The 24,455-nt window shown below is 72.1% G+C and carries 21 protein-coding genes; 14 read left to right on the top strand and 7 right to left on the bottom strand.

Annotated features, from left to right (window positions below):
• Positions 1 to 3: 3 nt before the first annotated feature.
• The 3 genes from G5C51_RS11435 to G5C51_RS11425 all read right to left on the bottom strand — a co-directional run bounded on the left by G5C51_RS11435 (position 4) and on the right by G5C51_RS11425 (position 4,550).
• Positions 4 to 2,667: a protein kinase domain-containing protein gene (locus tag G5C51_RS11435; protein ID WP_165235969.1), complete on the bottom strand. Its 2,664-nt coding sequence runs from the start codon at positions 2,665 to 2,667 to the stop codon at positions 4 to 6.
• 54 nt (positions 2,668 to 2,721) lie between these two features.
• On the bottom strand, positions 2,722 to 3,483 hold the full coding sequence (locus G5C51_RS11430; protein WP_165235966.1) for a hypothetical protein: 762 nt from the start codon (positions 3,481 to 3,483) through the stop codon (positions 2,722 to 2,724).
• Between the two features lie 227 nt (positions 3,484 to 3,710).
• Complete coding sequence (locus G5C51_RS11425) at positions 3,711 to 4,550, bottom strand: S1 family peptidase (protein ID WP_240929568.1); 840 nt, start codon at positions 4,548 to 4,550, stop codon at positions 3,711 to 3,713.
• Positions 4,551 to 4,722: 172 nt separating this feature from the next.
• On the opposite strand from G5C51_RS11425, the gene G5C51_RS11420 reads away from it, so the two are divergent.
• From G5C51_RS11420 to G5C51_RS11385, 8 genes are all read left to right on the top strand, one after another.
• Positions 4,723 to 5,343, top strand: coding sequence for an L-threonylcarbamoyladenylate synthase (locus G5C51_RS11420; RefSeq protein WP_165235962.1), 621 nt, complete (start codon positions 4,723 to 4,725; stop codon positions 5,341 to 5,343).
• Positions 5,344 to 5,590: 247 nt separating this feature from the next.
• Positions 5,591 to 6,316 carry a hypothetical protein gene (locus G5C51_RS42510; RefSeq protein WP_206313711.1) on the top strand — a complete coding sequence of 242 codons (726 nt, stop codon included), beginning with the start codon at positions 5,591 to 5,593 and terminating at the stop codon, positions 6,314 to 6,316.
• Positions 6,317 to 6,378: 62 nt separating this feature from the next.
• Complete coding sequence (locus G5C51_RS11410) at positions 6,379 to 7,479, top strand: substrate-binding domain-containing protein (protein ID WP_165235960.1); 1,101 nt, start codon at positions 6,379 to 6,381, stop codon at positions 7,477 to 7,479.
• Between the two features lie 92 nt (positions 7,480 to 7,571).
• Positions 7,572 to 8,900, top strand: a complete 1,329-nt coding sequence (locus tag G5C51_RS11405; protein WP_165235958.1) for an ABC transporter substrate-binding protein — start codon at positions 7,572 to 7,574, stop codon at positions 8,898 to 8,900.
• 17 nt (positions 8,901 to 8,917) lie between these two features.
• On the top strand, positions 8,918 to 9,886 hold the full coding sequence (locus G5C51_RS11400; protein ID WP_165235956.1) for a carbohydrate ABC transporter permease: 969 nt from the start codon (positions 8,918 to 8,920) through the stop codon (positions 9,884 to 9,886).
• Positions 9,883 to 10,743, top strand: coding sequence for a carbohydrate ABC transporter permease (locus G5C51_RS11395; RefSeq protein WP_165235954.1), 861 nt, complete (start codon positions 9,883 to 9,885; stop codon positions 10,741 to 10,743). Before G5C51_RS11400 ends, G5C51_RS11395 begins: the two co-directional genes overlap by 4 nt.
• Before the next feature lie 52 nt (positions 10,744 to 10,795).
• Positions 10,796 to 11,776 (top strand): hydroxyacid dehydrogenase, encoded by a 981-nt coding sequence (locus tag G5C51_RS11390; protein ID WP_165236044.1) that lies wholly within the window; start codon positions 10,796 to 10,798, stop codon positions 11,774 to 11,776.
• Positions 11,773 to 13,665: a DUF2264 domain-containing protein gene (locus G5C51_RS11385; RefSeq protein ID WP_165235952.1), complete on the top strand. Its 1,893-nt coding sequence runs from the start codon at positions 11,773 to 11,775 to the stop codon at positions 13,663 to 13,665. Before G5C51_RS11390 ends, G5C51_RS11385 begins: the two co-directional genes overlap by 4 nt.
• Here the strand turns inward: G5C51_RS11385 and G5C51_RS11380 are convergent.
• On the bottom strand, positions 13,616 to 14,563 hold the full coding sequence (locus tag G5C51_RS11380; RefSeq protein ID WP_165235950.1) for a LysR family transcriptional regulator: 948 nt from the start codon (positions 14,561 to 14,563) through the stop codon (positions 13,616 to 13,618). The two genes, G5C51_RS11385 and G5C51_RS11380, sit on opposite strands and share 50 nt — an antisense overlap.
• 75 nt (positions 14,564 to 14,638) lie before the next feature.
• On the opposite strand from G5C51_RS11380, the gene G5C51_RS11375 reads away from it, so the two are divergent.
• Both G5C51_RS11375 and G5C51_RS11370 read left to right on the top strand, forming a co-directional pair.
• Complete coding sequence (locus G5C51_RS11375) at positions 14,639 to 15,742, top strand: MOSC domain-containing protein (RefSeq protein ID WP_165235948.1); 1,104 nt, start codon at positions 14,639 to 14,641, stop codon at positions 15,740 to 15,742.
• Positions 15,743 to 15,833: 91 nt separating this feature from the next.
• Entirely contained in the window at positions 15,834 to 17,420 is a 1,587-nt protein-coding gene (locus G5C51_RS11370; RefSeq protein ID WP_165235945.1) for an MFS transporter, read from the top strand.
• Positions 17,421 to 17,445: 25 nt separating this feature from the next.
• Here the strand turns inward: G5C51_RS11370 and G5C51_RS11365 are convergent, their stop codons facing one another.
• Positions 17,446 to 18,366 (bottom strand): GbsR/MarR family transcriptional regulator, encoded by a 921-nt coding sequence (locus G5C51_RS11365; protein WP_165235943.1) that lies wholly within the window; start codon positions 18,364 to 18,366, stop codon positions 17,446 to 17,448.
• A gap of 121 nt (positions 18,367 to 18,487) precedes the next feature.
• On the opposite strand from G5C51_RS11365, the gene G5C51_RS11360 reads away from it, so the two are divergent.
• Entirely contained in the window at positions 18,488 to 18,751 is a 264-nt protein-coding gene (locus G5C51_RS11360; RefSeq protein ID WP_240929567.1) for a hypothetical protein, read from the top strand.
• Complete coding sequence (locus G5C51_RS11355) at positions 18,748 to 20,124, top strand: serine hydrolase domain-containing protein (RefSeq protein WP_165235941.1); 1,377 nt, start codon at positions 18,748 to 18,750, stop codon at positions 20,122 to 20,124. Before G5C51_RS11360 ends, G5C51_RS11355 begins: the two co-directional genes overlap by 4 nt.
• A gap of 26 nt (positions 20,125 to 20,150) precedes the next feature.
• On the opposite strand, the gene G5C51_RS11350 is transcribed toward G5C51_RS11355, so the two are convergent.
• Together G5C51_RS11350 and G5C51_RS11345 are read right to left on the bottom strand one after the other, a co-directional pair.
• Positions 20,151 to 21,623, bottom strand: coding sequence for an MFS transporter (locus G5C51_RS11350; protein ID WP_165235939.1), 1,473 nt, complete (start codon positions 21,621 to 21,623; stop codon positions 20,151 to 20,153).
• A 253-nt stretch (positions 21,624 to 21,876) separates the two neighbouring features.
• On the bottom strand, positions 21,877 to 23,127 hold the full coding sequence (locus G5C51_RS11345) for an MFS transporter (RefSeq protein WP_165235936.1): 1,251 nt from the start codon (positions 23,125 to 23,127) through the stop codon (positions 21,877 to 21,879).
• A 92-nt stretch (positions 23,128 to 23,219) separates the two neighbouring features.
• On the opposite strand from G5C51_RS11345, the gene G5C51_RS11340 reads away from it, so the two are divergent.
• Both G5C51_RS11340 and G5C51_RS42505 read left to right on the top strand, forming a co-directional pair.
• A complete protein-coding gene (locus G5C51_RS11340) occupies positions 23,220 to 23,801 on the top strand; it encodes a helix-turn-helix domain-containing protein (protein ID WP_165235934.1) in 582 nt (193 codons plus the stop codon).
• A gap of 98 nt (positions 23,802 to 23,899) precedes the next feature.
• Positions 23,900 to 24,277, top strand: a complete 378-nt coding sequence (locus G5C51_RS42505; protein ID WP_206313710.1) for a hypothetical protein — start codon at positions 23,900 to 23,902, stop codon at positions 24,275 to 24,277.
• Positions 24,278 to 24,455 lie beyond the last annotated feature (178 nt).

Genomic DNA, 24,455 nt, shown 5'->3' with positions numbered 1-24,455 from the left:
TGGTCAATCGCCTCCGGCCTCAGGTGCTTTGGACAGCGCCTGCAGGAAGTCCACCGGGTTCTGGTAGCGCTCGGCGACGTCGCGTGCGGTGAGTTTCTGCACCACGTCGCGGAACTCGGCGGAAATCATGAGCTCGTGCACGGGCACCTCCTCCGTCACGACGCGGTAGAGCATCAGCAGTGCGCCTTCGTGCGGGAACGGGGGCTTGCCGGCCAGGCACAGGAAGAGGATGACGCCGAGGACGAACAGGTCGGCGCGGATGTCGGAGTGCTGGCCCTGGGCCTGTTCGGGAGCGAGGTAGCCGGCGGTGCCGAACACCACGCCGGTCTGCGTCGTATTCCCGGACAGCTGGTCGTGCTCGTAGCGGACGATGCCCAGATCGATGATGACGGCGCCGCGATCGGGATGAAGGATGATGTTCGAGGGTTTGAGGTCGAGGCGGGAGACGCCCAGCGCCTCCGCCTGCACGAGTGCGTTGCCGATGTCCGTGGCCAGGCGAGCGGCTGCGTCGGGACGCATGGGGCCCTGATCCCTGATGACCTTTTCCAGAGTCGGGCCCTGGATGTACTCCATGACCAGGGCGGGATCGGGGCCGTCGACGAAGTCGAGGACCCGCACCACATTGGGGTGATGGAAGAGCTGTCCCACTTGGGCTTCGCGCTGCAGACGACTGCGGAACCCCTCTTCGGTGAGCAGCGCGCGGTTGAGCATCTTCACCGCCACCGGCAGGCCGGTACGGGTATCGCGGCCCTGGTAGACCGCACCCATCCCGCCCTGTCCGATCAGCTCACGTACCTCGTAGCGGTCGGCCAGGACGGCGATCGGCGAGACCGTGACGGGCGAGATCGGGGCGGCGGCCTGGGCGGGGGCCTGGGTTCGGTCGTCCGGCGCGTCCGTGGCCGGTGAGGGCAGGGGCATCGGGCCGTCGTCGCCGGGCACCGGTTCGGTGGCCGGTGGAGTGCCGGCCGCCGGGCGGGCTGTGACCGTCGCGTCGTGCAGGTGTGGGCTCCAGGACACGTCCAGGTGCAGCTCGGCCCGCTCGGACTCGCTGCGGCGTGCGAACCGGTCGAGCTGGCGGCGGAGTTCCCGGGTGAGCTTGTAGTAGCTGGGCTGTACCTCGCCCGGGTTGCCGAGGATGGTCGCGTCGGGTCGGCCTGCCTCGCTGACCACCTCCAGTACGTTGAACCGCACCAGGTGCCGCAGCAAGCGCTCCGCGGTGTTGCTGTCCATCCGCAGCAGCGGGTCGATGCCGGGTTCCTGACCCTCCACGGCGCCGGCGGCGCCTGCGACATCCGCAGCGGTGAAGGAGCGGCCCCGGCTGCGCAGCGCCCAGTCGACGACGTGATAGCCGCCCAGCCGCCAGCGGTCCTCATCCAGGGGCACGGGGGTCAGGCCGCCCGGCAGGCCGTGGTCCACGGCAGCGGCCACCAGGGTCTCCAGCTCGCTGTAGAACTTGATGCGCTCCCAGTCCTCTCGGGCGATGCGCAGCGCCGGGGCGCCGTCCTCCCAGGAGACATGCGAGTTGAACTCCTGCAGCAGGCGCCGGGTGAGACCGCGCGCCTTGTAGGCCAGGTACTTGTTGAACTCGGACTTCCGCCAGGGGTTCAGGCCGCCTTCCACGCTGTCCGGCACGGTGACGTCGGTGGCGGACGTGGCGGAGGCGGGGGGCGAGGCCCACGCAGATAGGGCGACGCCGGGGCGCGGTGCCGCCCGGGTCAACTCCGTCACCAGCCGCTCCGGCGCGGTCCACAGACAGGGGACATACATGCGCCAGGCGAAGACGCTGTCGTACGTGCCGTTGCCCCGATCGGCGTCGCGTACCGCGCGCTCATGCAGGTCGACGCCGGCCACGAGGACGAAGTGGGCGCCGCGGGCGGTGAGCACGTTCTTGAGCCGGGCCAGCGTCTTCTCCAGTTCGTCCAGCGCGTCGGCCCGGTTGTCGGTGAGGCGGTCGATCTCGTCCAGCACGACCACCGGATGGATGCGCAGCCGCCCACCGCGGACGCGGCGGCGCAGGGTGCGGCGCCGCTGCCGCTCCGGGCGGCCTTCGGTGCCGGAGAGCAGGCGGATGATGCGCAGCAGGTCATGCTCGACATCGGTCTCGGAGTACGCCAGGAACGCCGCCTCGGTCGCCTGCTCGCGGGTGCGGCGGCCGCTGAGGTTGAGGGTGGGGGTGAGCGCGCTCAGCGGCCCGGCCCGGCCGGTGAGGCCCGTGCCGAGGGCGGCCCCCGCCTCAACGGACTCGGAGTGGGTCTGGGTGTAGGACAGGGACGTGCGCATGTAGGACAGCAGCAGCTTGCCCTGGATCTCGCGGGGCAGGCGCTGCAGCAGGTCCCTGTCCTCCAGCGCTTCGACGATCCGCCGGACGACGGCGAACAGCAGCTCGTCGGCGGTCATGGGACGGGCCAAGGTCAGGTGCACAGTGAGGAGTTCCTCGCCGCCGCTCCACTCCTCGGCAGCCTCGGTCAGCGCCCTGGTGACCAGGGTGGACTTGCCGACGCCACGGAATCCGGTGACGAGGAAAGCGCCGCCATGGGAGTAGCGCAGCCGCTGTTTGAGGGCCTCGACGAGCTGTTCGTGACCGAGTACGGGGATCGCGGAGTCGCCGGCGGGTAACGGCTCGTGGATATAGCGGAATCCCTGGTGCAATCCAACGTTCAGCAACACGCCCACCCCCTGCGCCGCACCCCGTCTCCGGCGAGACAGCCAGCTTACGGCAGCTCAGGACACGAAGCCCCGGGTTACGTGGGTGCCGGAACCGTCGTTTTCGGCCTGGTAGTTGCCCTCGCCCACGCAGTCCGCGTATTCGTGGCTCGCTCGCGTCGTGCCGCTGAGGCCGCCCGCGTCTGTCGAGGTCGGGCCGCCGAAGGTCACGGCGGAGCGGGGCATTTCGGCGCAGCTGGGGATGGCTAGGTAGTACTCGACGAAGCCGACCTGGGTGCCCTTCAGGTTGCCGCTGCCTTCGGGGAGGGTCCAGGTGCCGAGGTGGTGGGAGTCGCCGTTGACCGTGTTCGTGGCGGTGCCGGACCACGTGTTGGTGCCGGTGCGTTCGACCTTGATGTCGTAGCGGTGGCCGTAGACCGCGTCGAAGTCGACGGCGCAGGTGACGCCGGGGCCGCCGTCGGCGCCCTCGTGGCAGAGGGGGTCGGAGGTGGTGGCGCCCTCGGTGAAGGTGGAGAAGCGGGCGGAGAGGCGTTCGTTGCCGCCGGAGTTCTCGCGGGGCTGGAGGCCGGTGTAGCCCATGGCGTTGGCGAAGTCGTACTGCTGGGCGAAGTAGATGCCGGCCTTGTGGGCCGTCTCCGGGTGCACCGTGATCGGGAAGGTGAGGTTGGAAAGGCCGTCGGCGGGGGTGCCGGGGAGGGACCAGTTGACCAGGACGTTCCCGCCGCCCACGGCGCCCTGCGCGGTCTGGGGGACGGTCAGTAACAGCCCTGCGGCCGCGGCGGCGAGCAGGCTGCGGCGGAGGGTCCGGGATCGGGGCATGGGGGCCTCGTCTCATGTGGGGGGTGGAAGTGGCGCGTGGGTCGTTGTACTCGGCGCCGTGCACCGCCGCCATGGACGAAACCGGTCCGGGGCTTGGACTCTCGGGAGCGCAGCCCGGGGTTGGGACTCTCGCGAGCGGAGACCGGGCTTGGACTCTCGCGAGCGGGCATAGTGGCGCCCGGGGTGCGGGACCGTGATCCCCGCGCCCCGGGCGCAATCGGTCGGCGTCAGTAGATCGTTACGCCGTAGCGGTTCGCCGCCTCCCGTACCGGCTGGAAGAAGGTGGTGCCGCCGGAGGAGCAGTTGCCGCTGCCGCCGGAGGTGATGCCCAGGGCCCGGGTGCCGTCGTACAGCGGGCCGCCGGAGTCGCCGGGCTCGGCGCAGACGTTCGTCTGGATCATGCCGTACACCGCGCCCTCGGCGTAACGGACGGTCACGTTCAGCGCCCGGACGGTGCCGGTGTGGGTGCCGGTCGTGGAGCCGCGCCGGGTCACGCGCTCGCCCACATAGGCGTCGGCGACGGTGAAGCCGCCGGGGTGGCTGAGCGAGGTGTTGGCGTAGCGGACGATGCCGTAGTCGTTGCCGGGGAAGCTGGTGCCCGTGCGCGGGCCGATCTGGGTCGTGCGCGCGGAGTTGGTGTACCAGGTGCTCGCCGCGTTCGTGCAGTGTCCGGCGGTGAGCAGGTAGTACGTGCTGCCGCTGCGGGCGTTGAAGCCCAGCGAGCAGCGGTAGCCGCCGCCGTAGATGGCGTCGCCGGCGCGCAGCAGGGTGCGGAAGGTGCCGTTGGTGCGCTCGATGCGGACGGTGTCGCCGTACTTCGATGCCGCCTTCTTCACCTTGGCCAGCTCGGCGCCGCTGACCGACTTGTCGGCGGTCACCAGCACGCGGCCCTGACCGTCCGTGCCCCAGGCGGTGCCCGGGACGTCGGCGGCCGCGACGGCCGCCCGCGCTTCTGCGGTGCGGTGCTCGGCGGAGGGTGCCGCCTGGGCCGTCGGCAGTGTGAGTGCTACTGCCGCGACCAGCGCAGACGCGGCCGCTAAGAGGGGGATGGTGCGCTTGGTTCTCAACTCGGCCTCCTTGGGCGGAGATTGCGGGACGCCGACCGGATCGCGGCGTGTCCCTGACAAACGCTGTCGGGAGTATCCGGCGGTGGGGCGCAGGGGACAAGCAGTCAGCTGTACGTGTTCATCTACGCTCATCCGCCCGGTGCGGCGTCCGCGCGGACCGTAAGCTTCCGCTGTGGCCAGGTACTTTGACGTTCACCCCGACAATCCGCAACCACGCTCCATCGCCCAGATCGCGGACAGCATCCGCGACGGTGCGCTGGTGGCGTATCCGACCGACTCCTGCTTCGCGCTGGGCTGCCGGCTCGGCAACCGCGACGGCACCGAGCGCATCCGCACCATCCGCGGGCTCGGTGACAAGCATCACTTCACGCTCGTCTGCCGGGACTTCGCGCAGCTCGGGCAGTTCGTGCACATCGACAACGACGTGTTCCGCGCCATCAAGGCGACCACGCCGGGCAGCTACACCTTCATCCTCCCGGCGACCCGCGAGGTGCCGCGGATGCTGCAGCACCCGAAGAAGAAGACCGTCGGCGTCCGCATCCCCGACCATGTCGTCACCCAGGCGCTCCTCGCCGAGCTGGACGAACCGCTGCTGTCCAGCACGCTCTTGCTGCCCGGGGAGGAGGAGCCGATGACGCAGGGCTGGGAGATCAAGGAGGCGCTCGACCACGCCGTGGACGCGGTGGTCGACTCCGGCGACTGCGGCACCGAGCCGACGACGGTCATCGACTTCTCCAGCGGGGAAGCGGAGGTGGTACGGCACGGGGCCGGTGCGACCGATCGCTTCGAATGAGCCAGGAGTGACGAGGAGCGACGCGGACCCCACTCCCCGAGTCCCAATCGAATCCCTTATGTTATAGGAGCGTGATGCTTTCGTCTTGACTCGCTGCCGTGGCCAGGAGAGGAGCTCCATGGCGACCACGACACCGCCCCTGCGCCCATTATCCCCGGCCGGACCACCGACCCGGAGATTTCCGGTCGGGGTCCGGCGGCGTCGAAGAGCGGCGGCCTGGTGGGCGGCGTGCCTGGCGTGCGGCGGGGTGCTGGGGCTGCTGCTGGCGGTATTCGGCACGATCCGGGGCGAGCGGCCGACGCGGCGACGGGTGACGCTCGTCGTGGCCGGGGCCGTGGTGCAGCTGGTGTGCGCAAGCCTGTTCGCGGGCATCGCGGCTGCCGGGGACCTGCGGGCCTGTCCGGCGCCGGCGCCCTCATGGCCACCCGAGACCGGGGTATACGGGCCCCGCCCCGCTGAATCGTCGCCGCCGCCGCAGCAGGGCGGCGGCGCCTGGCAGACTCTGCGCACGGTGATCAACGCCCCCGTCTCCGGCGCCGCGTTGCTCTACGGGGAGGCCAGAGGCGGCGCCGCGTACCAGTGCGCGGGCAATGGCACCACGGCCGTCGTCATGGACGACGGCTTCTCGCGCGGCGGCACCATGTACGGAACGGTCTTCCTCACGGACCAGCGCACCGAGCAGGCCTCACCGCGGATGCGAAGGCTCTCGGAGCACGAGGCCAAGCACTCCGACCAGTGGGCCGTATCCACGCTGCTGGCGGGCCCGCTCGCCTTCCCGGCCCTGTACAGCGCCGACGAGGCCCTCTTCCCCGGCGCCTTCAACCACTTCGAGCGGGCGGCGGGCCTCGCCGATGGCGGCTACGTCACGCCGCCCGACGCCCCACCGGCCCCTGGCCGGCTGGCCTTCCTCATCGTCGGGCTGCTCGCCGGCTATTTCGTCGCCTCCCGGCGCAAGCGGGATCCTTTCGGCTGACGATCGCTATTCTGTCGCCGAAGCGTTCAAACGAACGTCAGTGCGCGGGAGGAGGGGCGGGGATGCGGGAGGCTGCGGATGTGCGGCGGCGGCGGATACTCGCGACGGTGCAGGCGCGCGGGGAGGTGCGGCTGACGGAGCTGGCGAGTGATCTCGAGGTCTCGATCATCACGGTCCGGCGCGACGTCGAGGATCTGACGCGCGACGGGAAGCTGCGGCGGGGGCACGGGGTGGCCCGGTCCGTAGTGCCGGTGCAGCGGGCGGAGCCGGCCGCGGAGCCGCCCGGCGGGACGGTGGGGATCGTGGTGCCGGAGCGGCACGCGTATCTCTACGAGACCATGAACGGCGCCCGCGAGGTGCTGCAGGCCGCCGGCGTACGGCCCGCGCTGCTGATCGCGCCGCAGGCGCCGGGCACCGAACGGCCCATCGTGGAGCGGGCGTTGGCGGACGGCGTCCGCGGGCTGCTGATCGCCCCGCGGTGGCGCAGCTACGAGGCCGAGGAGGGCGACTACGACTGGCTCGCCGCCGCGACCGCCGATGTGCCCGCCGTGCTGATGGAGCGCCGCCCCCGGCCCGGCAGCGTGCTGCACGCCATGGACTCCGTCTGCTCCGACCACTGGTACGGCGTGCACCTGGCCGTCGACCACCTGCTGCGGCTCGGCCACCGCCGCATCGTGCTGGCCGCCCGCGACGACAGCCCGACGGCCCGCGCCGTACGGGCCGCCTTCGCCGCCATCGCCGCGGACCGCAGCGGTGGCGAGACCTGGGACGTCATCTACAGCGCGCCCGACGCCGCCCCCGACTACGGCCCCGGCACCCCGGTCGAACTCGCCGCGCTGCTGCGCGAACGCGGCGCCACCGCGGCGATCCTGCACGGCGACGTGGACGCGCTGATGCTGGTGCAGCAGCTCGCCGACGCCGGCCTGAAGGTGCCGCAGGACTGCTCGGTGGTGGCGTACGACGATGTGGTCGCCGCCCTCGGCAACCCGCCGCTCACCGCCGTGGCCCCGCCCAAGGCGGAGGTCGGCCGGATGGCCGCCGAGCTGCTGCTGCGGCGGCTGGGGCGGGGCGGCAAGGACGGCGGGGCGCCGCCCGCGGGGCGGCTCGAACTGCTGCCGAAGCTCGAGGTGCGGGGCTCCACTCAGGCGCCAATGACTGTTTGACCGCTTCAAGTTCTTCTGATCGGTATATTGACCGCACCCGTTCAGGCGGTCAGGATTCCCGTGTCTCCGACGATGAGCCGCGGGAGGCCCTCATGCCCGGTCGACCCAGCCGCCGTACCCTGCTCGCCGCAACTGCCGCCCCCCTGGCGGCCGGTGCGCTGGGCGCCTGTTCCGGCGGCAGCAGCACCACGGCCCGCACCGGCGGTGCCGTACGCATCACCTTCTGGTCCGCGCTGCGCGGCAGTCAGGAGGTGGTGGACGCCTTCAACCGCACCCACGACCGCATCCAGGTCGACTTCCAGCAGATCCCCTCCGGCGGCCAGGGCGGCTACGCCAAGCTGAGCAACGCCGCCCGCGCCGGCAACGCACCCGACGTCGCCACCATCGAATACCCGCAGGTCCCCGGCTTCGCCATCGACGGCGTCGCCCGCGACATCACCGATCTGATGGGCGCCGGGCTGCGGCGCAAGCTGCTGCCGCAGACGCTCGCCCTCACCACCTTCGAGAAGCGGACCTACTCCGTGCCGCTCGACGTGGAGCCGATGGTGCTGCACTACCGCACCGACCTCTTCGAGGAGCTCGGCCTGGAGGTGCCGCGCACCTGGGACGAGTTCGCCGAGGCCGCCCGCACCGTGCGCCGCAAGTCCCGGCAGCGGCGGCTGGTGCTCTTCCCCACCGACGGCGGCATGCAGTTCGCCGCGTACGCGTGGCAGGCCGGGGCGCAGTGGTTCGACACCCGCGACGGCGCCTGGAACGTCTCCCTCGCCGACGCCCCCACCCGCAAGGTCGCCGCGTACTGGCAGCGCATGCTCGACGAGGACCTGGTCTTCGCCAACGGCAGCGAGAGCAACCAGCACAAGGCGCAGATCGGCGACGGTCTCGTCCTGACCCGGCTCACCGGCGCCTGGGACGCCGGCGCCCAGATGTCCGCCCACCCCGGCGCCAAGGGGCGCTGGCGCGTCGCACCGCTGCCGCAGTGGGATACGGACCGGCCGACCGTCGGCACCCACGGCGGCTCCACCTTCGCCGTCACCAAGGACAGCAGGCAGCCCGAGGCGGCCATGGAGTTCATCGAGTGGCAGGTCTCGCACCCGGACGCGCTCAAGGCCCGCCTCTCCAGCGGCGCCAGCAGCCAGTACCCGGCCGCGCCCGGCCTCGTCGACGTCGGCCGCAAGGCCTTCCCGGAGGAGTACTACCGGGGCCAGGACATCTACACCCTCTTCCGGGAGCAGGCCGACACGATCCGCGACGGCTGGCTCTGGGGCCCGCGCATGACCGCCACCCAGCGCGTCATGCAGGACGGCTTCGCGCAGGCCGGCGGCGGCGCCGGCTCCATCCTCGGCGCCGTGCGCAAGGCCCAGGACGGCACCATGCCGGACCTGAAGGCGCTCGGCCTGTCCACCACCCAGCGCAGCTCGTAGAGAGGCAGGTGAATCCGATGACCACGACAGCCACCCCGGCGCGTACGGCAGCCGGCGCCGACGCCGCGCCCGCCCGGCGGGCCCGGATGAGCACCCGTCGCCGCGAGGGCGGTGCCTGTGCGGTGCTGATGACCCCGTTTCTCGTCCTCCTGACGATCGTCTTCCTGATCCCCGTCGGCACCGCCGTCTGGCTGAGCTTCTTCAGCGACGACCAGCCGGGCCTCGGCTTCGGGCCCGAGAGCACCGTCTTCGTCGGGCTGCGCAGTTACGCCGCCGTGCTGACCGATCCGACCTTCCTCGGCGGGCTCGGTCTTGTCGCCGTCTACTGCCTGATCTACATCCCGCTGATGGTGATCGCCGCCCTCGCCCTCGCGCTGCTGCTCGACTCCGGCGTCGTACGGCTGCGGGCCTCGGCCCAGCTGGCGCTGTATCTGCCGCACGCGGTGCCCGGCATCATCGCGGCGATCATCTGGCTGTACCTGTACACCCCGGGCATCAGCCCCGTCGTCGACCTGCTCGCCAAGGGCGACATCACCATCGACTTCCTCGGTGTGAACACCGTGCTGCCGTCGATCGTGAACATCGCGCTGTGGAGCAACCTCGGCTACAACATGGTGATCTTCTACGCCGCGCTGCAGGCGGTCCCGCGCGAGGTGATCGAGGCGTCGGTGGTCGACGGCGCCGGCTGGCTGCGCACCGCGCTGCAGATCAAGACGCCGCTGGTGCGGTCCGCGGTCGTCATGGTGGCGCTGTTCACGCTGATCTGGGCGCTGCAGCTGTTCACCGAGCCGATGCTGCTCAGCCAGTCGACCCCGATGATCAATTCGCGCTTCACGCCCAGCATGTACATCTACGACGCGGCCTTCACCCGCAACAACTACAGCCTGGCGGCGGCCGCCTCGGTGATCCTGCTGTGCTGCACCATCGCCCTGTCGTACGGCGTCACCCGCTTCACGACCCGCAGCCGCGAGGAGGCCGACCGATGAGCGCCAGGTCCACGATCCTGCGGCCCAGGATGCTGAGCCGCGCCGCCGTCAACACGATCGTCGGCATCGCCGTCCTCTACACCCTGCTGCCGGTGCTCTGGCTGCTCCTCGCGGCGTCCAAGGACCGCGACGCCCTGTTCAGCAGCAACATCCTCGACCTCAGCAACTTCTCCTTCGGCCAGAACCTGAGCGACCTCCTCGCCATGGACGGCGGGCTCTACGGCCGCTGGTACGTGAACAGCCTCCTCTACGCCGTCGTCGGCGCCGCGCTCAGCGCCCTGATCAGCGTGGCCTGCGGCTACGCCTTCGACAAATACCGCTTCCGGCACAAGGAGAAGGTCTTCGGCCTGGTGCTCGCGGCCGTGATGGTGCCGCAGACGGTGCTGGCGCTGCCGCTGTACCTGATGGCGTCGAAGGTCGGCGCGGTCGACACCTTCTGGGCCGTCTTCATCCCGGTGCTCTTCAACCCCTTCGGCGTCTACCTCGGCCGCATCTTCAGCGAGGGATACGTACCCCGCGAGGTCCTGGAAGCGGCGCGGGTGGACGGCGCCGGGGAGCTGGCGACGTATCTGAAGGTCTCGCTGCGGATGCTCGGACCCGGCCTGGTCACGGTCTTCCTCTTCCAGCTGACCGCGATCTGGAACAACTTCTTCCTTCCCATGGTGATGCTGTCCGACCAGCACCTTTATCCGCTGAGCCTGGGCCTGTACCAATGGAACAGCTCAGCGTCCGTATCGCCCGAGTACTACCCCGTCGTCGTCATGGGCTCGCTGCTGGCGGTGCTGCCGCTGATCGCCGCCTTCGTGCTGCTGCAGCGGTTCTGGCGCTCGGGGCTGACCGCAGGAGCCGTCAAATGACAGCAGGAGCCACGAAGTGACCCACCCGCACCATCCCAAGGCCGCCCTCGCCATGGCCGCCAACGCGGCCGAGGCCGTCCTCACCCCGCAGTCCCGCGCGTCCCTCGCCGCCGTCTGCGACCTGCACGAAGGCCCCGTACTCGACGACTTCACCACCCCGTACGCCCGCTCGGTGCTGCAGGACGCCGAGCTGCTCATCACCGGCTGGGGCTGCCCGCCCCTCGACGCGGCCGCGCTCGCCGCCGCGCCCAGGCTGCGCGCCGTCGTGCACACGGCCGGCTCGGTGCGCGGGCACATCACCGACGCCTGCTGGGAGCGGGGCATCGAGGTGTCCTCTGCAGCGGCCGCCAACGCGGTGCCGGTCGCGGAGTACACGGTCGCGATGATCCTGCTCAGCGGCAAGCAGGTGCTGGAGCGCGCCCGGGACTTCAAGGCGGCGCGCACCGCCCGGAACCCGTTCGCCGTCCCGCAGTCGGTCGGCAACTACCGGCGCACGGTCGGCATCCTGTCCGCCTCGCTCATCGGCCGCCGCACCATCGAGCTGCTGCGGCCGTACGACCTGCGGATCCTGCTGCACGATCCGTACGTCACCGAGGACGAGGCGCGGCAGCTGGGCGCCCGCCCGGTCGGCCTGCGGGAGCTGTTCACCGACAGCGACGTGGTCAGCGTGCACACGCCGCTGCTGCCCGCGACCCGCGGCCTGGTCGACCGCACGCTCCTCGACGCGATGCGCCCCGACGCGGTATTGATCAATACGGCCCGCGGCGCCGTCATCGACCAGGACGCCCTCACCGACGCCGCCACCGCGGGCCGCATCCGCGCCGTCCTCGACGTCACCGACCCGGAGGTGCTGCCGCCCGACCACCCCCTCTGGGACTGCGACCACGTCACCATCACCCCGCACCTGGCCGGCTCCCAGGGCAACGAATGGGGCCGCCTGGCCGACCTCGCCGCCGGCGAGGTGACCCGCTGGGCCGCGGGCGACGGCTTCGACCACCCCGTACGACGCGAAAGGCTGGCATACCTCGCATGACCGCTCACCTTCAACTCCTGCCCGATGACCGCGAGCTCAGCCCGTACACCGGATACACCCGCGATCACTGGGAGGCCGCCGCCGACGGGCTGCTGCGGGCGGCCTGGCGGTGGGCGACGCCGCGTGGGGCGCTGCTCGATCTGCCGGGGCCGCCGTCGCGGTCGGGGGTGCGGTCGGACGGGCTCGAGGGGTATGCCCGTACCTTTCTCGCCGCGGGCTTCCGCACGGCCGGGGCCGGCGGGAAGGACCCGGACGGGATGCTGGAGCGGTACGCCGACGGGCTGGCCGCCGGGACCGCGACGCCGGGGCGGGACGACACCGAGTCGTGGCCGCTGATCCTGGATCACCATGTGCAGGGCCAGCCCATGGTGGAGTCGGCGTCCGTGGCGCTCGGGCTGCGGCTGACCCGGCCGTGGCTGTGGGACCGGCTGGACGCGGGGGTACAGGACCGGGCCGAGGAGTGGCTGCGCGGGGCGCTGCGGCACATACCCGCGCCGAACAACTGGTACTTCTTCCCGTATGCCGTGGCCGGATTCCTGGAGTCCGTCGGGCGCGGCGACGCCGAGACGGCGCGGGCGCGCGAGCGGGCCGAGGAGCTGCTGGAGAGCTGGTATCGGGGCCAGGGGTGGTACGCGGACGGCGACGGCCGGGCCTTCGACCACTACAACGGGTGGGCGCTGCACCTGTATCCGATGCTGGACGCGCACCTGGCCGGGGACGCGGAGCGGCTGACGCATCACGGCGCGCGGCTGCGCGAGCATCTGGAGAGCCACGCGCTGCTCTTCGGCGGCGATGGGGCGCCGATCCACTTCGGCCGGTCGCTGACGTATCGCTTCGCCGCCGGCGCGGCCGTGGCGCTGGGCGCGCTGACCGGGAACACGCCGCTGTCGGCGGGTGCTTCGCGACGCGTGATCAGCGGCTGCCTCAAGCATTTCCTCGACCGCGGGGCGGTGGGCGAGGACGGCCTGCTGAGCCTCGGCTGGTACGGGCCGCACGCGTCCACGCTGCAGGCGTACTCGGGGCCGGCCTCGCCGTACTGGGCGTCGAAGGCCTTCGCCGCGCTGCTGGCCCCGGCCGGGCACGCGCTGTGGACGGCGGCGGAGGAGCCCGCTCCGGTCGAGACGGCGGACCGGGTGCTGGCCCTGCCGGGGCCCGGTCTGCTGATCCAGTCCACGCGGGCGGACGGGATCGTACGGCTGCACAATCACGGGAGCGATCATGTGCGGCCGCACGAGGGCGAGGCGGCCGCCGCCGAGGATCCGCATTACGGCCGGCTGGCGTACTCCACCCGCACCGGGCCGACGTCCGCCGCGAACACCGCCGACAACCATCTCGCCGTGGAGATGGCCGGGGTGCCGAGCGTCCGCCGCCGCATCCACCCGCTGGGCGCGGGCGGCGGTGACGGCTGGGGCTGGGCCGCGTCCTGGCACCGGCCGGTCTTCGGGAAGGGCCCGGAGATGGCGCCGGGACTGCGCGTGGAGAGCGTGACGGTGGCGCGCGGCCCGTACGAGCTGCGCGTCCACCGGGTGATCGGCGCGCCGCCGGGGGCGCGGGTGACGCTGACCGGGTGGGCGACGGGCCGGGACGACGAAGTCGCCTCGGTGCTGGAGCCGTTGTTCGGCTGGAGCGAGCGTGAGGAGGTGCGCGCCCCGGAGGGGACGGCGTACACGCCCTGGGCCCGGATGCCGCGGCTTGCGGCGGCGGCGGAGGGGACCGGCGTGTACGTGGCGCTGGCGGCCCTCACCGGCGGGGGAGTGGGTTCCGGGACGGCGGAGGCGGTGTCCGAGGTGCGGCCGGCGGACGCTGGCGTCGAAGTGCAGTGGGCCGATGACGGTACGGTCACCCGGATCGGTTTTGATCCGGTGACGGTGACGGTCGAGCAGGGCTGACGTCCGCGACCGCGCACAGTGCGGCGCGGGCCGCGGCGATCGCGGGCTGCGCCGCGGTGCCGGCGCGTATGCAGGTCAGCAGGTGGCGGGTGGGAGGCGTGCCCGCCAGCGGTACGCGGACGGCCGCCGACCGGTCGGGGAGCTGGGCGAGGCGGGGGAGGAGCGAGACGCCGAGCCCGTTCGCGACGAGGGCGACGACCGCGGGCCACTCACGCGCCTGGTGCACGATGTCCGGGGTGAACCCCGCGGCGGCGCAGGCGGCGAGGGTGTGATCGTGGGAGGTGTGGTCCGACATCTCCACCACCCATTCCTCCGCCGCCGCATCCGCCAGCTTTACGGGCCCCGGCCGGTCGGTGAAGGGGTGCCCGGCCGGCACCAGGAGGTCGAAGGGGTCGGTGAGCAGCGGCTGTTGCTCGAAGCGCCGGTCGGTCTGCGGCGGGGTGCCGACGGCGGCCTCGATGACCGCGAGGTCGGCGGCGCCGGAGAAGACCTGGTCGACGCCGTCGGGCGACTCCGCCTGGGTGATGCGGACGGTCAGCGCCGGGTGTTCGGCGCGCAACCGGGCGGTGGCGGGGGCCAGGAGCGCGACCAGGGCGCTCGGCGGCCCGCACAGCCGCAGCAGGCCGGCCGGGCGGGTGCCGTCGCGGCGCAGCGCGATCTCCGCCTGCTCCCAGCGCTCCTCGATGGCGTCCGCGTGGACGAGCAGCTCCTGCGCCGCCGCGGTCAGCCGCACCCGGCGGCCGTCCTGCTCGAGCAGCCGGACGCCCAACTCGCGGCCGAGCGCGCGGAGCTGCTGCGAGGCGCCGGACGGGGTGAGGTAGAGCGCTTCGGCCGCGGCGGTGACGGTGCCGTGGTGGGCGACGGCACGCAGCACTGCCAGGCGGCGGAGGTCGATCATGATGGTGAGTCTTCACGATAGCGTGAACCAACTCAACCTGGACCTGCGTGATCGCCCGGCCGCAGGCTTGACGGCATGACAGATCTCGCGGAACTCGCGCGCCTGGTGCGCTATCCGGTCAAGGGCATGCCGGGCCAGGACCTGGCCGGTGCCCGGGTGCGGGCCGGTGGCGGCGTGCCGCACGACCGGACCGTGGCGCTGGTCGCCGGGCGGGGGCAGGAGCACCTGCCGCGCTGCGGGCAGTGGGCGCCGACGAAGACGTTCCTGAATCTGACCTCCACCCCGGAACTGCTCCGCTGCAGGGTGGATTTGGTGGAGGAGACCGGGGTGCTGCGCCTCGGCCACCCGGAGCGGGAGTCGCTCGCCATCCCGCTCGACCGGCCGGGCGTGCTGGCGACGATCGACTGGTTCGCCGGTGCCGGGGAGGCACCCGCCACCCTGGTCCGGGCGGCCGACGGCGGCTACTGGGACGACCCCGACGGCACCGTCTCGCTGATCAACCTGGCCACGGTCGACGCGCTCGCCGACGCCGTCGGGACTCCGGTCGACCCGCTGCGCTTCCGCGGCAACCTCTACCTCTCCGGCCTCCCGGCGTGGGCCGAACTCGGCCTCGTAGGCGAGCGGATCGCGATCGGCGACGTCGAACTCGAGGTGCTGCACCCCATCAACCGCTGCCGCGCCACCGCCGTGAACCCCGCCGACGCACGCCGCGACCTGCCGGTGCCGGCCGAGCTCAACGCCCGCTTCGGGCATGTCTTCTGCGGGCTGCGCGCCCGCGTCGTCATGGGTGGCACGCTGACCGTGGGCGCCGCTCTCTCCCGTACCGGAGACACCATCACGCCCGTCCCCACGGACGGCGGCCCGCCGCCTGCCCGCTGGCCGCGCCCGGCGCGGATAGCCGCCCGGAGCGCACAGCCACCGGACGCCATCGCCCTGTGGCTCGACGACCCCCTCCACGGCCTGCGTCCGGCACCCCAACCCGGCCAACAGCTCCGGGTGCACGCCGCCGACGGCGCGGGTCCGCTCTGGCGCTCGTATCCCATCGGCGACCACGACGGCCCGCGCCTGCAGATCACCGTGCCCTCGGCCGGTCCGGGCGACCGGCTGGCGACGCTGCTCCACGCGGACGCGACGCCGGGCGAAGAGCTGATCATTTCCGGGCCGTACGGCAGGGCGTAAGCCGAACCGTGGCAAGGCAACGTGCGGTCACTCGCGCTCTCTTGTGCCGGATTTCTCTCGATATATCCAACCGAAAAGGAGTACCCACCCGATGACTGCCATCGCATCCCGGCAACGTGCCGGGCTCAAGGAGTGGCTCGGCCTCGCCGTGCTGCTGCTGCCCACCGTGCTGCTCTTCCTGACCATGACCGTGCTGTTCCTCGCCACCCCGCAGATCGCCGCCGACCTGCGACCGAGCAGCGGGCAACTGCTGTGGATCAATGACATCTACGGCTTCATGATGGCCGGCCTGCTGGTGGCGATGGGGACGCTCGGCGACCGTATCGGCCGCCGGCGCATCCTGCTCTTCGGTGCCGCCGCCTTCGGCGCGGCCTCGGCCGTCGCCGCCTTCGCGCCGGGCGTGGAGGCGCTGATCGTCGCCCGCGCGGTGATGGGCATCGGCGCCGCGGCCGTGATGCCGTCGACGCTCGCCCTGATCAGCAGCATGTTCCACGACGCCAAGCAGCGCGGCACGGCGATCGGGCTGTGGGCCGCGTCGGTCTCCGTCGGCGTCGCCGTCGGCCCGCTCGTGGGCGGCCTGCTGCTGGAGAACTTCTGGTGGGGCGCCGCCCTCCTGGTGGGCGTGCCCGTCATGGCTGTGGTGCTGGTCGCCGCGCCCGCGCTGGTGCCCGAGTACCGCGCCCCGCAGGCCGGTCGCCTCGACCTGCCCAGCGTGGTCCTGTCCCTGGTCACGCTGCTGCCGATCGTCTACGGGATCAAGGACATCTCCGCCCATGGCCTGGCGGCGGACGGCATCCTCGCCGTCGTGGCCGGGGTGCTGCTGTCGGTGGTCTTCGTCCGCCGCCAGCTCCGGCTCGCCGATCCGCTGCTGGACATGCGGCTGTTCGGCAATCCCACCTTCAGCGGTGCGCTGGGCGTCTTCCTGCTGAGCGCGGTCGCGCTCGGCGGCGTGTATCTGCTGTTCACCCAGTATCTGCAGCTGGTCGAGGGGCTGTCGCCGCTGGAGTCGGGGCTGTGGATCCTGCCGGCGGCCGTGCTGCTGGTGATCGTCTCGATGCTGTCGCCGGTCATCGCGCGGCGGATCCGCCCGGCGTATGTGATCGCCGCGGGCAGTGTGCTCTCGATCGCCGGCTATGTCGTGCTCACCCAGGTCGGCAGCGCCGGCGGACTGCCGCTGCTGATCACCGGCTTCTACATCCTCTATCCGGGCGTCGCCCCGGTCATGACCCTGGCCACCAACCTCGTCATCGGCTCGGCCCCGCCGGAGAAGGCGGGCGCGGCCTCCGCCGTCAACAGCACCGCGAGCGACCTCGGGGTCTCCCTGGGCATCGCGCTGCTGGGCAGCCTCGGCACCGCCGTCTACCGGGCCGATATGGCCGATGCCGTCCCGGCCGCCGTCCCCGCCGGGGCGGAGGAGAGTGCCCGTGACACCCTGCCCGGGGCGCTGGCCGTGGCCGAGACGCTCCCCGCCGGCCTGGGGGACTCGCTTCTCATCCCGGCGAGGGCCGCCTTCACCGACGGCCTCAACCTGGCGGCAGCCGGCGCGGCGGGCCTCGTGACCGTGGCCGCGATCCTCGCCGTCGTCGTGCTGCGCCGGGACCCTCCGGCCGCCGCCTCGGACGCCCCCGAACCGGCGCCGGAGCCGCGGGAGGAGCCCAAGACCCCGGTAGCGACGTAATCCGCTGAATGCGGCGTCGGGGCATTCACGTGAGTGCCTCGCGCTGCGCGGGCGTGAGGCGGTCCGCCCTCGCCGTGAGCGTGTAGGTCCCGGGTCCTGTGGTGTGCAGGGTGAGGGGATCGGCGATGGCCGGGTGCTGTTGGAGGGCATCCAGGGCGGCGGTGGTCCGGTCTGCGGGCCAGGCGAGCGCGGTGGTCAGCGTGTTCACGGTGAGGGGGCGGGCGGCGTGGGCGAGGGCGGCGAGCACGGTCAGGGCGTCGTGTACGACGGGCTCGGCGAGGGGGCTGCCGCCCATGTGCTCGCTGAGCTGGGCGAAGAACTGGCCCATCCGGCCAAGTCGGGCACCGGCCGTGGTGTCGGCGCCGAAGATGTCGATGCCGCGGCGTGCGGCGGTGGCGACCCTGCCGTGGGCGCCGGTGTCGGCCTGCCAGGCGCGGAGCCAGACGTCGTCGTCGATGACGTAGCGCTCGCGGCGGCCGCCCGGGTCCGCCCCGCGTACGACCAACTCCATGGCCTCCAGGGAGGCGATGGACTTCGAGACCGACGCCGGGCTGACCTGGAGGCGGCGCACCAGGTCGGCCGCCGTCAGGCCGTCGGCGTCGGCGGTGAGCAGGCAGGCGAAGACGCGGGCGGTCATCCGGGGCAGGCCGGTCGCGGCCAGCAGGGTGGCGAACTCGTCCACGAACTCGCGCATCGCCTCGGTCGGCTGTCCGTCGGCCGGCGGCCCTGGCGGCCGGGGCGGCTTGCTGCGGCGGGCGCGGCGGCCGGCGGCCTGCTGGGCGTGGTCGGGGAGGTAGTCGCCGGAGGCGCCGTTGCGCGCCACCTCGCGGCTGATCGTGGACGTCGGCCGGTCGAGCCTGCGCGCGATCTCGGCGTATCCGAGGCCGTCGGCCAGCCAGGCCGCGATCTGCCGGCGGTCGTCGTGGGTGAGCCTGCCGCCTGCCATTGACGCACCTCCGCCCTTCGTTGCGTTCATCCGCAATGCTAGCGCAACGATTGCCGCTGAGCTGTTGTTTTGAGGGCGATCGGTATTTACTTTGTTTGAAACGCAACGCAGTGAGGGGTGTATGACGATGCAGGTGATGGCCGTCTCGACCGTCTCGGACGAAGGCAGATTCTGGAGCGGCCTGAAGAAGGCCCACGCCAAGCTCCCCAAGGGCGCCAAGTGGAAGGTCGCCGTCGCGAGCAAGGACGGGACCAAGGCGGTGAACATCATCAGGCACGACTCGATCGACGGCGTCCGGGACTTCTTCGAGGCGCACGGCGGCGCCTACGCCACGACGGAGTACTTCGAAGCCGACGCCGCGAACGCGGTCGGTCTCCCGCGATGACGCTCGACCTGCCGCGGATCGAGGCCCGGGTCGCCGGGCTCCTCGCGGAGTACGGCATCCCGGGCGCCGCGATCGGCGTGCTCCGCGACGGGCAGATCGCCGAGTTCGCGGTCGGCGTCAAGGATGTGGAGACGCGGGAGCCCGCGACGACGGACACCGTCTTCCAGTGCGGCTCCATGACCAAGACCTGGACCGCGCTGGCCTTCATGCAGCTCGTCGACGCGGGCAAGGTCGATCTGGACGCCCCGGTACGGGCCTGCCTGCCCGGCTTCACGGTGGCCGATCCGCGGGTGACCGCCGAGGTCACGCCCCGGCAATTGCTCAATCACACCAACGGCATCGAGGAGGCCTATGGCGATCCGGGGGAGGACGACGACGTCCTCGAGCGCATGGTCGCGAACATCGCCGACGCTCCCCAGGTCTTCCCGCCCGGCCACACCCACGGCTACAGCGCGGCCCTGGGCTACGCGATCCTCGCGCGGATCCTGGAGGTGCACGACGGCGCCCGCTGGGACGCGATCATGCGCGACCGGCTCTTCGGCCCCATGGGTCTGACCAGCACGAGCAGTTGGCGCGAGGACGTGGACGAGAGCAGGGCCGCGACCGGGCACCTGGTCCGTTCCCTCGAGGAAGGCCCCATCGTCACGCCGGTGGACTATCTGCCGCGTGCCTTCGGCCCCGGCGGGGGCGTCAGGTCCACGGTCCGGGAGGTGCTCGCGATGGCGCACGTCCTCCTCTCCGAGGGCACGGCGCCGAACGGACGGCGCATCGTCTCGGCAGAGAGCGTCCGGGAGATGACGCGTTCGCGCGTACCCATACCGGATCCGTACACCTTCGGACCACAGTGGGCGCTCGGCCTCATCGTCTGCGACTGGCACGGCGAGACCGTCTACGCGACCGACGGCAGCACGATCGGCCAGAACGCCCGGCTCCGGCTGCTCCCGGACTCGGACACCGCCATCGCGCTGCTGACCAACGGCGGCCCGCGGGACAGCTTCTACCGCACGGTGTTCAACGAGATCCTGACCGGCCTCGGCGCCGCCACCATCCCGGAACTGCCGCGGCCCGACCCCGCGCTGACCCTCGACCTGTCCCGCTACGAAGGCGTCTACGAGCGCCCGGGCACACGATTCGAGGTGTCGGCGGAAGCCGGAAAGCTGCACCTGACGCTCTTCGTCGACCCGATGCACGCGGAGTTCCTCGGGAAACCGGACCGCATCCGGTACGAGCTGCTGCCGGTCAGCGAGACGCACTTCCTGATGCCGTCACCGGACCCGCTGGAGGACCCCCAGACGGTCGCGATCTACGGCTTCAGGAACGGGGCCGCCCAGTACCTCCACACCAACTGCAGAGTGCACCCGCGAGCGGGGTGACCGGACGGCCCGCGTGCCTAGTAGCGTCACTTGAGCGCGTCGGCGGGCTCCTTCGCCGCTGCCGGCTTCGCACTCCGTGCCGCCGCCGGCCCGCCCGGCGTCCGCTCGAAGCGCCCGGCGACCACCAGCAGCACCGCCATCGCCGCCGCCGCGACGAACACCGCCGTGCGGATGCCGTCCGTCGTCGCCGCCCGCAGCGCCTCGCCGGTCTGGTCGTGCACGCCGGAGTTGGCGATGGCGACCAGCACCGCGAGGCCGACCGCGCTGCCGACCTGCTGGCCGGTGGAGGCCATGCCGGAGGCGACGCCCTGCTGCTTCGACGGGACGGTCGCGGCCGCGGCCGCGAACATCGAGGTGAAGACGACGCCCTGACCGAGGCTGTAGACCAGCATCGGCGCCACCAGCGAGCCGTACGAGGCGTGCGGCGTCATCGCCAGGCCCAGCCAGACCGTGCCGGCCACGCCCAGCAGCACCCCGCCGCGTAGCGTGCGGCGGGCGCCGTAGCGGGTGTTGAGGCGGCCGCCGAGGTTGGAGCCGGCGACGACGGCGGCCATCGGCACCAGGTAGGCGACGCCGGTACGGAGCGGGCCGTAGCCCTGGACGCCTTGGAAGTACGCCATCAGGAAGTAGACCAGCGTGCCGAAGGTCGCCATGAAGAGAAAGGTGGTCGCGACGCCCGCGCCCAGGTCCTGGTTGCGGAGCAGCCGCACCGGCAGCACCGGGTCGGCGGTGCGCCGCTCGATCACCGCGAAGGCGGCCAGCAGCACCAGGCCGATCACGGCCGAGATCAGCACCGTCGCCGATGTCCATCCCGACTCAGGGCCCTGGACGAGCGCGAAGACGATCAGGGTCAGGCCGCCGGTGGCGGTCAGCGCGCCCGGCAGGTCGAAGGACTGGTCCGTGCGGCGCGGCCCGTCGGGGGCGATCAGCGGGAAGGCGAGCGCGATGGCGACGGCGGCCAGCGGCACATTCACGTAGAACACCGACGCCCAGCCGAACGCCTCGGTGAGCACCCCGCCGAGCAGCGAGCCCAGCACCATCCCGGATGCGCCGGCCGTCGCCCAGACGGCGAAGGCGCGGTTGCGGTCGCGGCCCGCGGCGAAGGTGGTGGAGATCAGGGCGAGGGTGGCGGGGAAGAGCAGCGCGCCGCCGAGGCCCTGCACGGCGCGGGCGGCGACGAGCAGGCCCTGGTTCCAGGCGAGTCCGCCGACGAGCGACGAGGCGCCGTAGAGCGCGAGGCCCGCGACCGCCATCCGGCGGCGGCCGAGCAGGTCGATGGCGCGCCCGCCGAGCAGCAGGAAGCCGCCGTACGCGACCGCGTAGGCGCTGATCACCCACTGCTGGTTCTGGGCGTTGAAGCCGAGGTCGGCGCTGATGTCGGGGAGCGCCAGGTACACGATGTTGTAGTCCAGCGCGATGATCAGCTGGGAGAGCGCGAGCAGGGCGAGGATCAGGCCGCTGCGGCGCTTATGGGTGTCGTCCGCCTGCGTTGCAGACATGGGGGTGCCTTTCGTCCGTCCGTGGTCCGGTGCGGGTGGGTGCCGGGATGTGCGGCACCGGGGACGGCGGGCATTTGTTGGCGCAGCCTTTGAGGACACCGGGGTGAGGGGTGCCGATGCTCGGGCCGTTCGGTCCGGTCATGGTCCCTCCCCTCCCCTCTCCGTTCTCCGTCGCTGCGTACGGAAAGATCATGCCGCCCGCCGGGGCCCGGCTGCATCGGGCGCCCGGCGGGCGGGGGATGGGGCCTTGGGACTAGGACCTGCGGTCCAGGACGATCAGCGGGACCGCCAGTGCGGCGAGGGCCGCGCCGATCAGGCAAACCGTCGTCAGCGAGCCCCCGTTGGCCAGCGGGACGGCGGCCAGCAGCGGGGTGATGCTGATGCCCAGCTGGAACGACGACACCGTGGTGGCGCCCGCCAGCGTCGGCGCGGCGCCGGCGATCGCGAACACCCTTCCGTAGAGGGCGGGATTGAGCAGGAAGGCGGCCACGCCGAGCAGGAACACCACCGGGACCACGGCCCAGGCGTGTGAGATGACGCCGGCGAGTGTCGCTGAGAGCGCCACGATCGCGGCGGCGCCGGTCAGCAGCGCCAGGTGCGGGCGGCGGTCGGAGATCCGGCCGCCGATGGACAGGCCGAGGAAGGCGCCGATGCCGAAGAGGGCGAGGACGGCGGGGATCCAGATCTGCGGGATGCCGGTGCGGTCCTGGAGGAGGGCGGCCAGGTAGTTGAAGGAGATCATGTAGGCGGCGGTGGTGAGGATCGTGATCGCGTATACGGTCCAGAGGCGGGGGTTGCGCATGGTGGATAGTTCGCGCGCGACGCTTGGTGGGGCGGAGGGGCCGGCGTCAGGGTCGGCGGCCGGCTGTGCGGCCGGTCGGTCCGCCGGCAGGCCGCGCAGGCACCCGGCGATCCCGGCCAGCGTCAGCGCGACCACCGCCCAGAAGCCGCCGCGCCATTCGGTGAAGTGGCTCAGCAGCGTGCCGGCGGGTCCGCCCGCGACCATCGCGACGCTGAGGCCGCTGACCACGACGCCGGACGCGCGGGCGTTGCGATCGGGCGTCACCAGGCTGATCGCGGTGACCGACGCGACCGCGAAGAAGCCCGCGTACGCGACCCCGGACACGAAGCGGGTGACCAGCATGACCTCGTAACTCCCCAGCAGCCCGGCCGCGATGCTCGCCGCGAACACCGCCTGGGTGACGGCGAGCGCGGTGCGCCGCGGCCAGTGCAGGCTGAGGACGGCGAACGGCGGCCCGCCGAGCACGACGCCGACCGCGAAGGCCGTGATGAGCATCCCGGCCGCGGACAGCCCGACGTCGAGATCGCTCGCGACCTCGGGCAGCACCCCGGCCAGCAGGAATTCCGCGCTGCCCATCGCGAACAGGCTGAAGCCCAGCAGATATACGCCGGCCGGCAGCCGGTCGCGGCCCTTTCCGGCCGCATTGGTACGGGAGTCGGCGGGCGCCGCCGCCGCCTTCTCCTTCGCTTGCACCGCATCCATGCGGATCACCTCCGCGACGAGCGTCCGCCGCGCCGTGCCGTAGCGGCAAAATTCGTTGCCGAATCCGGGACGCATTGGTTGGCTGGGGCCGCATGGAGCAGGAACCGAGCATCACCGCCGCCATCGATCAGATCGCCCCGAAGCTGCGCCGGGCCCGCGAGAAGAAGGACGTCAGCCTCGCCGCCCTCGCCCGCTCCACGGGCATCTCCACCAGCACGCTGTCGCGGCTGGAGTCCGGGCAGCGCAAGCCCAGCCTCGAGCTGCTGCTGCCGATCACCGCCGCGCTCGGTATCCCGCTGGACGAGATCGTCGCGGCACCGCGGATCGTCGACCCGCGGGTGCCGCAGCACGCGACGAAGAAGGAGGGCCGCGTGCTGGTGCCGCTTTCCCGCACCCAAGGCGAGCCGCGCGCCTACAAGATGACGATCCCGGGCCACGACGAGGAGCCGGTCCTGCGCACGCACGCGGGCTACGAGTGGCTCTACGTACTCCGCGGCCGCCTCCGCGTCCGCCTCGCCGACCAGGACTTCGTGATGGACCCCGGCGAGGTAGCCGAATTCGACTGCCAGGTCCCCCACTGGTTCGGCGCCGCCGGCCGCGGCAGCGTCGAACTCCTCAGCCTCTTCGGCGGCCAGGGCGAACGCATCCACGTACGCGCCCGCACGACCCACTGACGTCCGGCCCTCCCACCGGGCCTATCCGGCCCATACGGCACGCCGGCCAGGACCGATACGTTTCAGAGCGTCGCTCACTGCACCACCTCGGGGGGATCATGGTCATACGAATAGCGGGCCTCGCAGTCATCGTGCTGGCGGCCGCTGCCACGCTGACGGCATGTGGCGGCGACGCGACCGCGGCCAAGCCCACGCGAACCGTGACGGCGACCGCCACGGTGACCGCTTCCCCGGAGCCCGCGCCGACCGTCACCACAACGAAGCGGGCCGAGGTCGAGGTCGAGGTGGAGGTGACGAAGACGGTCACCGCGGAGCCGGCCGGTCAAGGGGACGGCAATGACTCGGGCCTGCCCTCCGGTCCCGGTCCCGGACCCGACGTCGACTGCCCCGATCTCAATGGCGAGGTGTGGGTGGGCGACAGCGACCCCCATCGCCTGGACCGCGACGGCGATGGGATCGGCTGCGACGTGAGCTGACGGCTGACCGTCCGCCTCGCCACCGGGGCCGGGCGATGGTACGCAGAAGTGTCGCGGCGCACGCGGGAGGTGGCGGCATGGTGACCGTGGTGATGACCGGGGGGACCTCGGGGTTCGGGGCGGTCGCTGCGCGGCGGATTGCGGTGGGGGAAGCGCGGCTGATCTTGGGGGCGCGGGA

Origin of the sequence: Streptomyces coryli, from assembly GCF_011044975.1 — a bacterium.
GTDB classification, from domain to species: Bacteria; Actinomycetota; Actinomycetes; order Streptomycetales; family Streptomycetaceae; genus Streptomyces; species Streptomyces coryli.
This window is presented reverse-complemented; position numbering and strand designations above follow the sequence as displayed.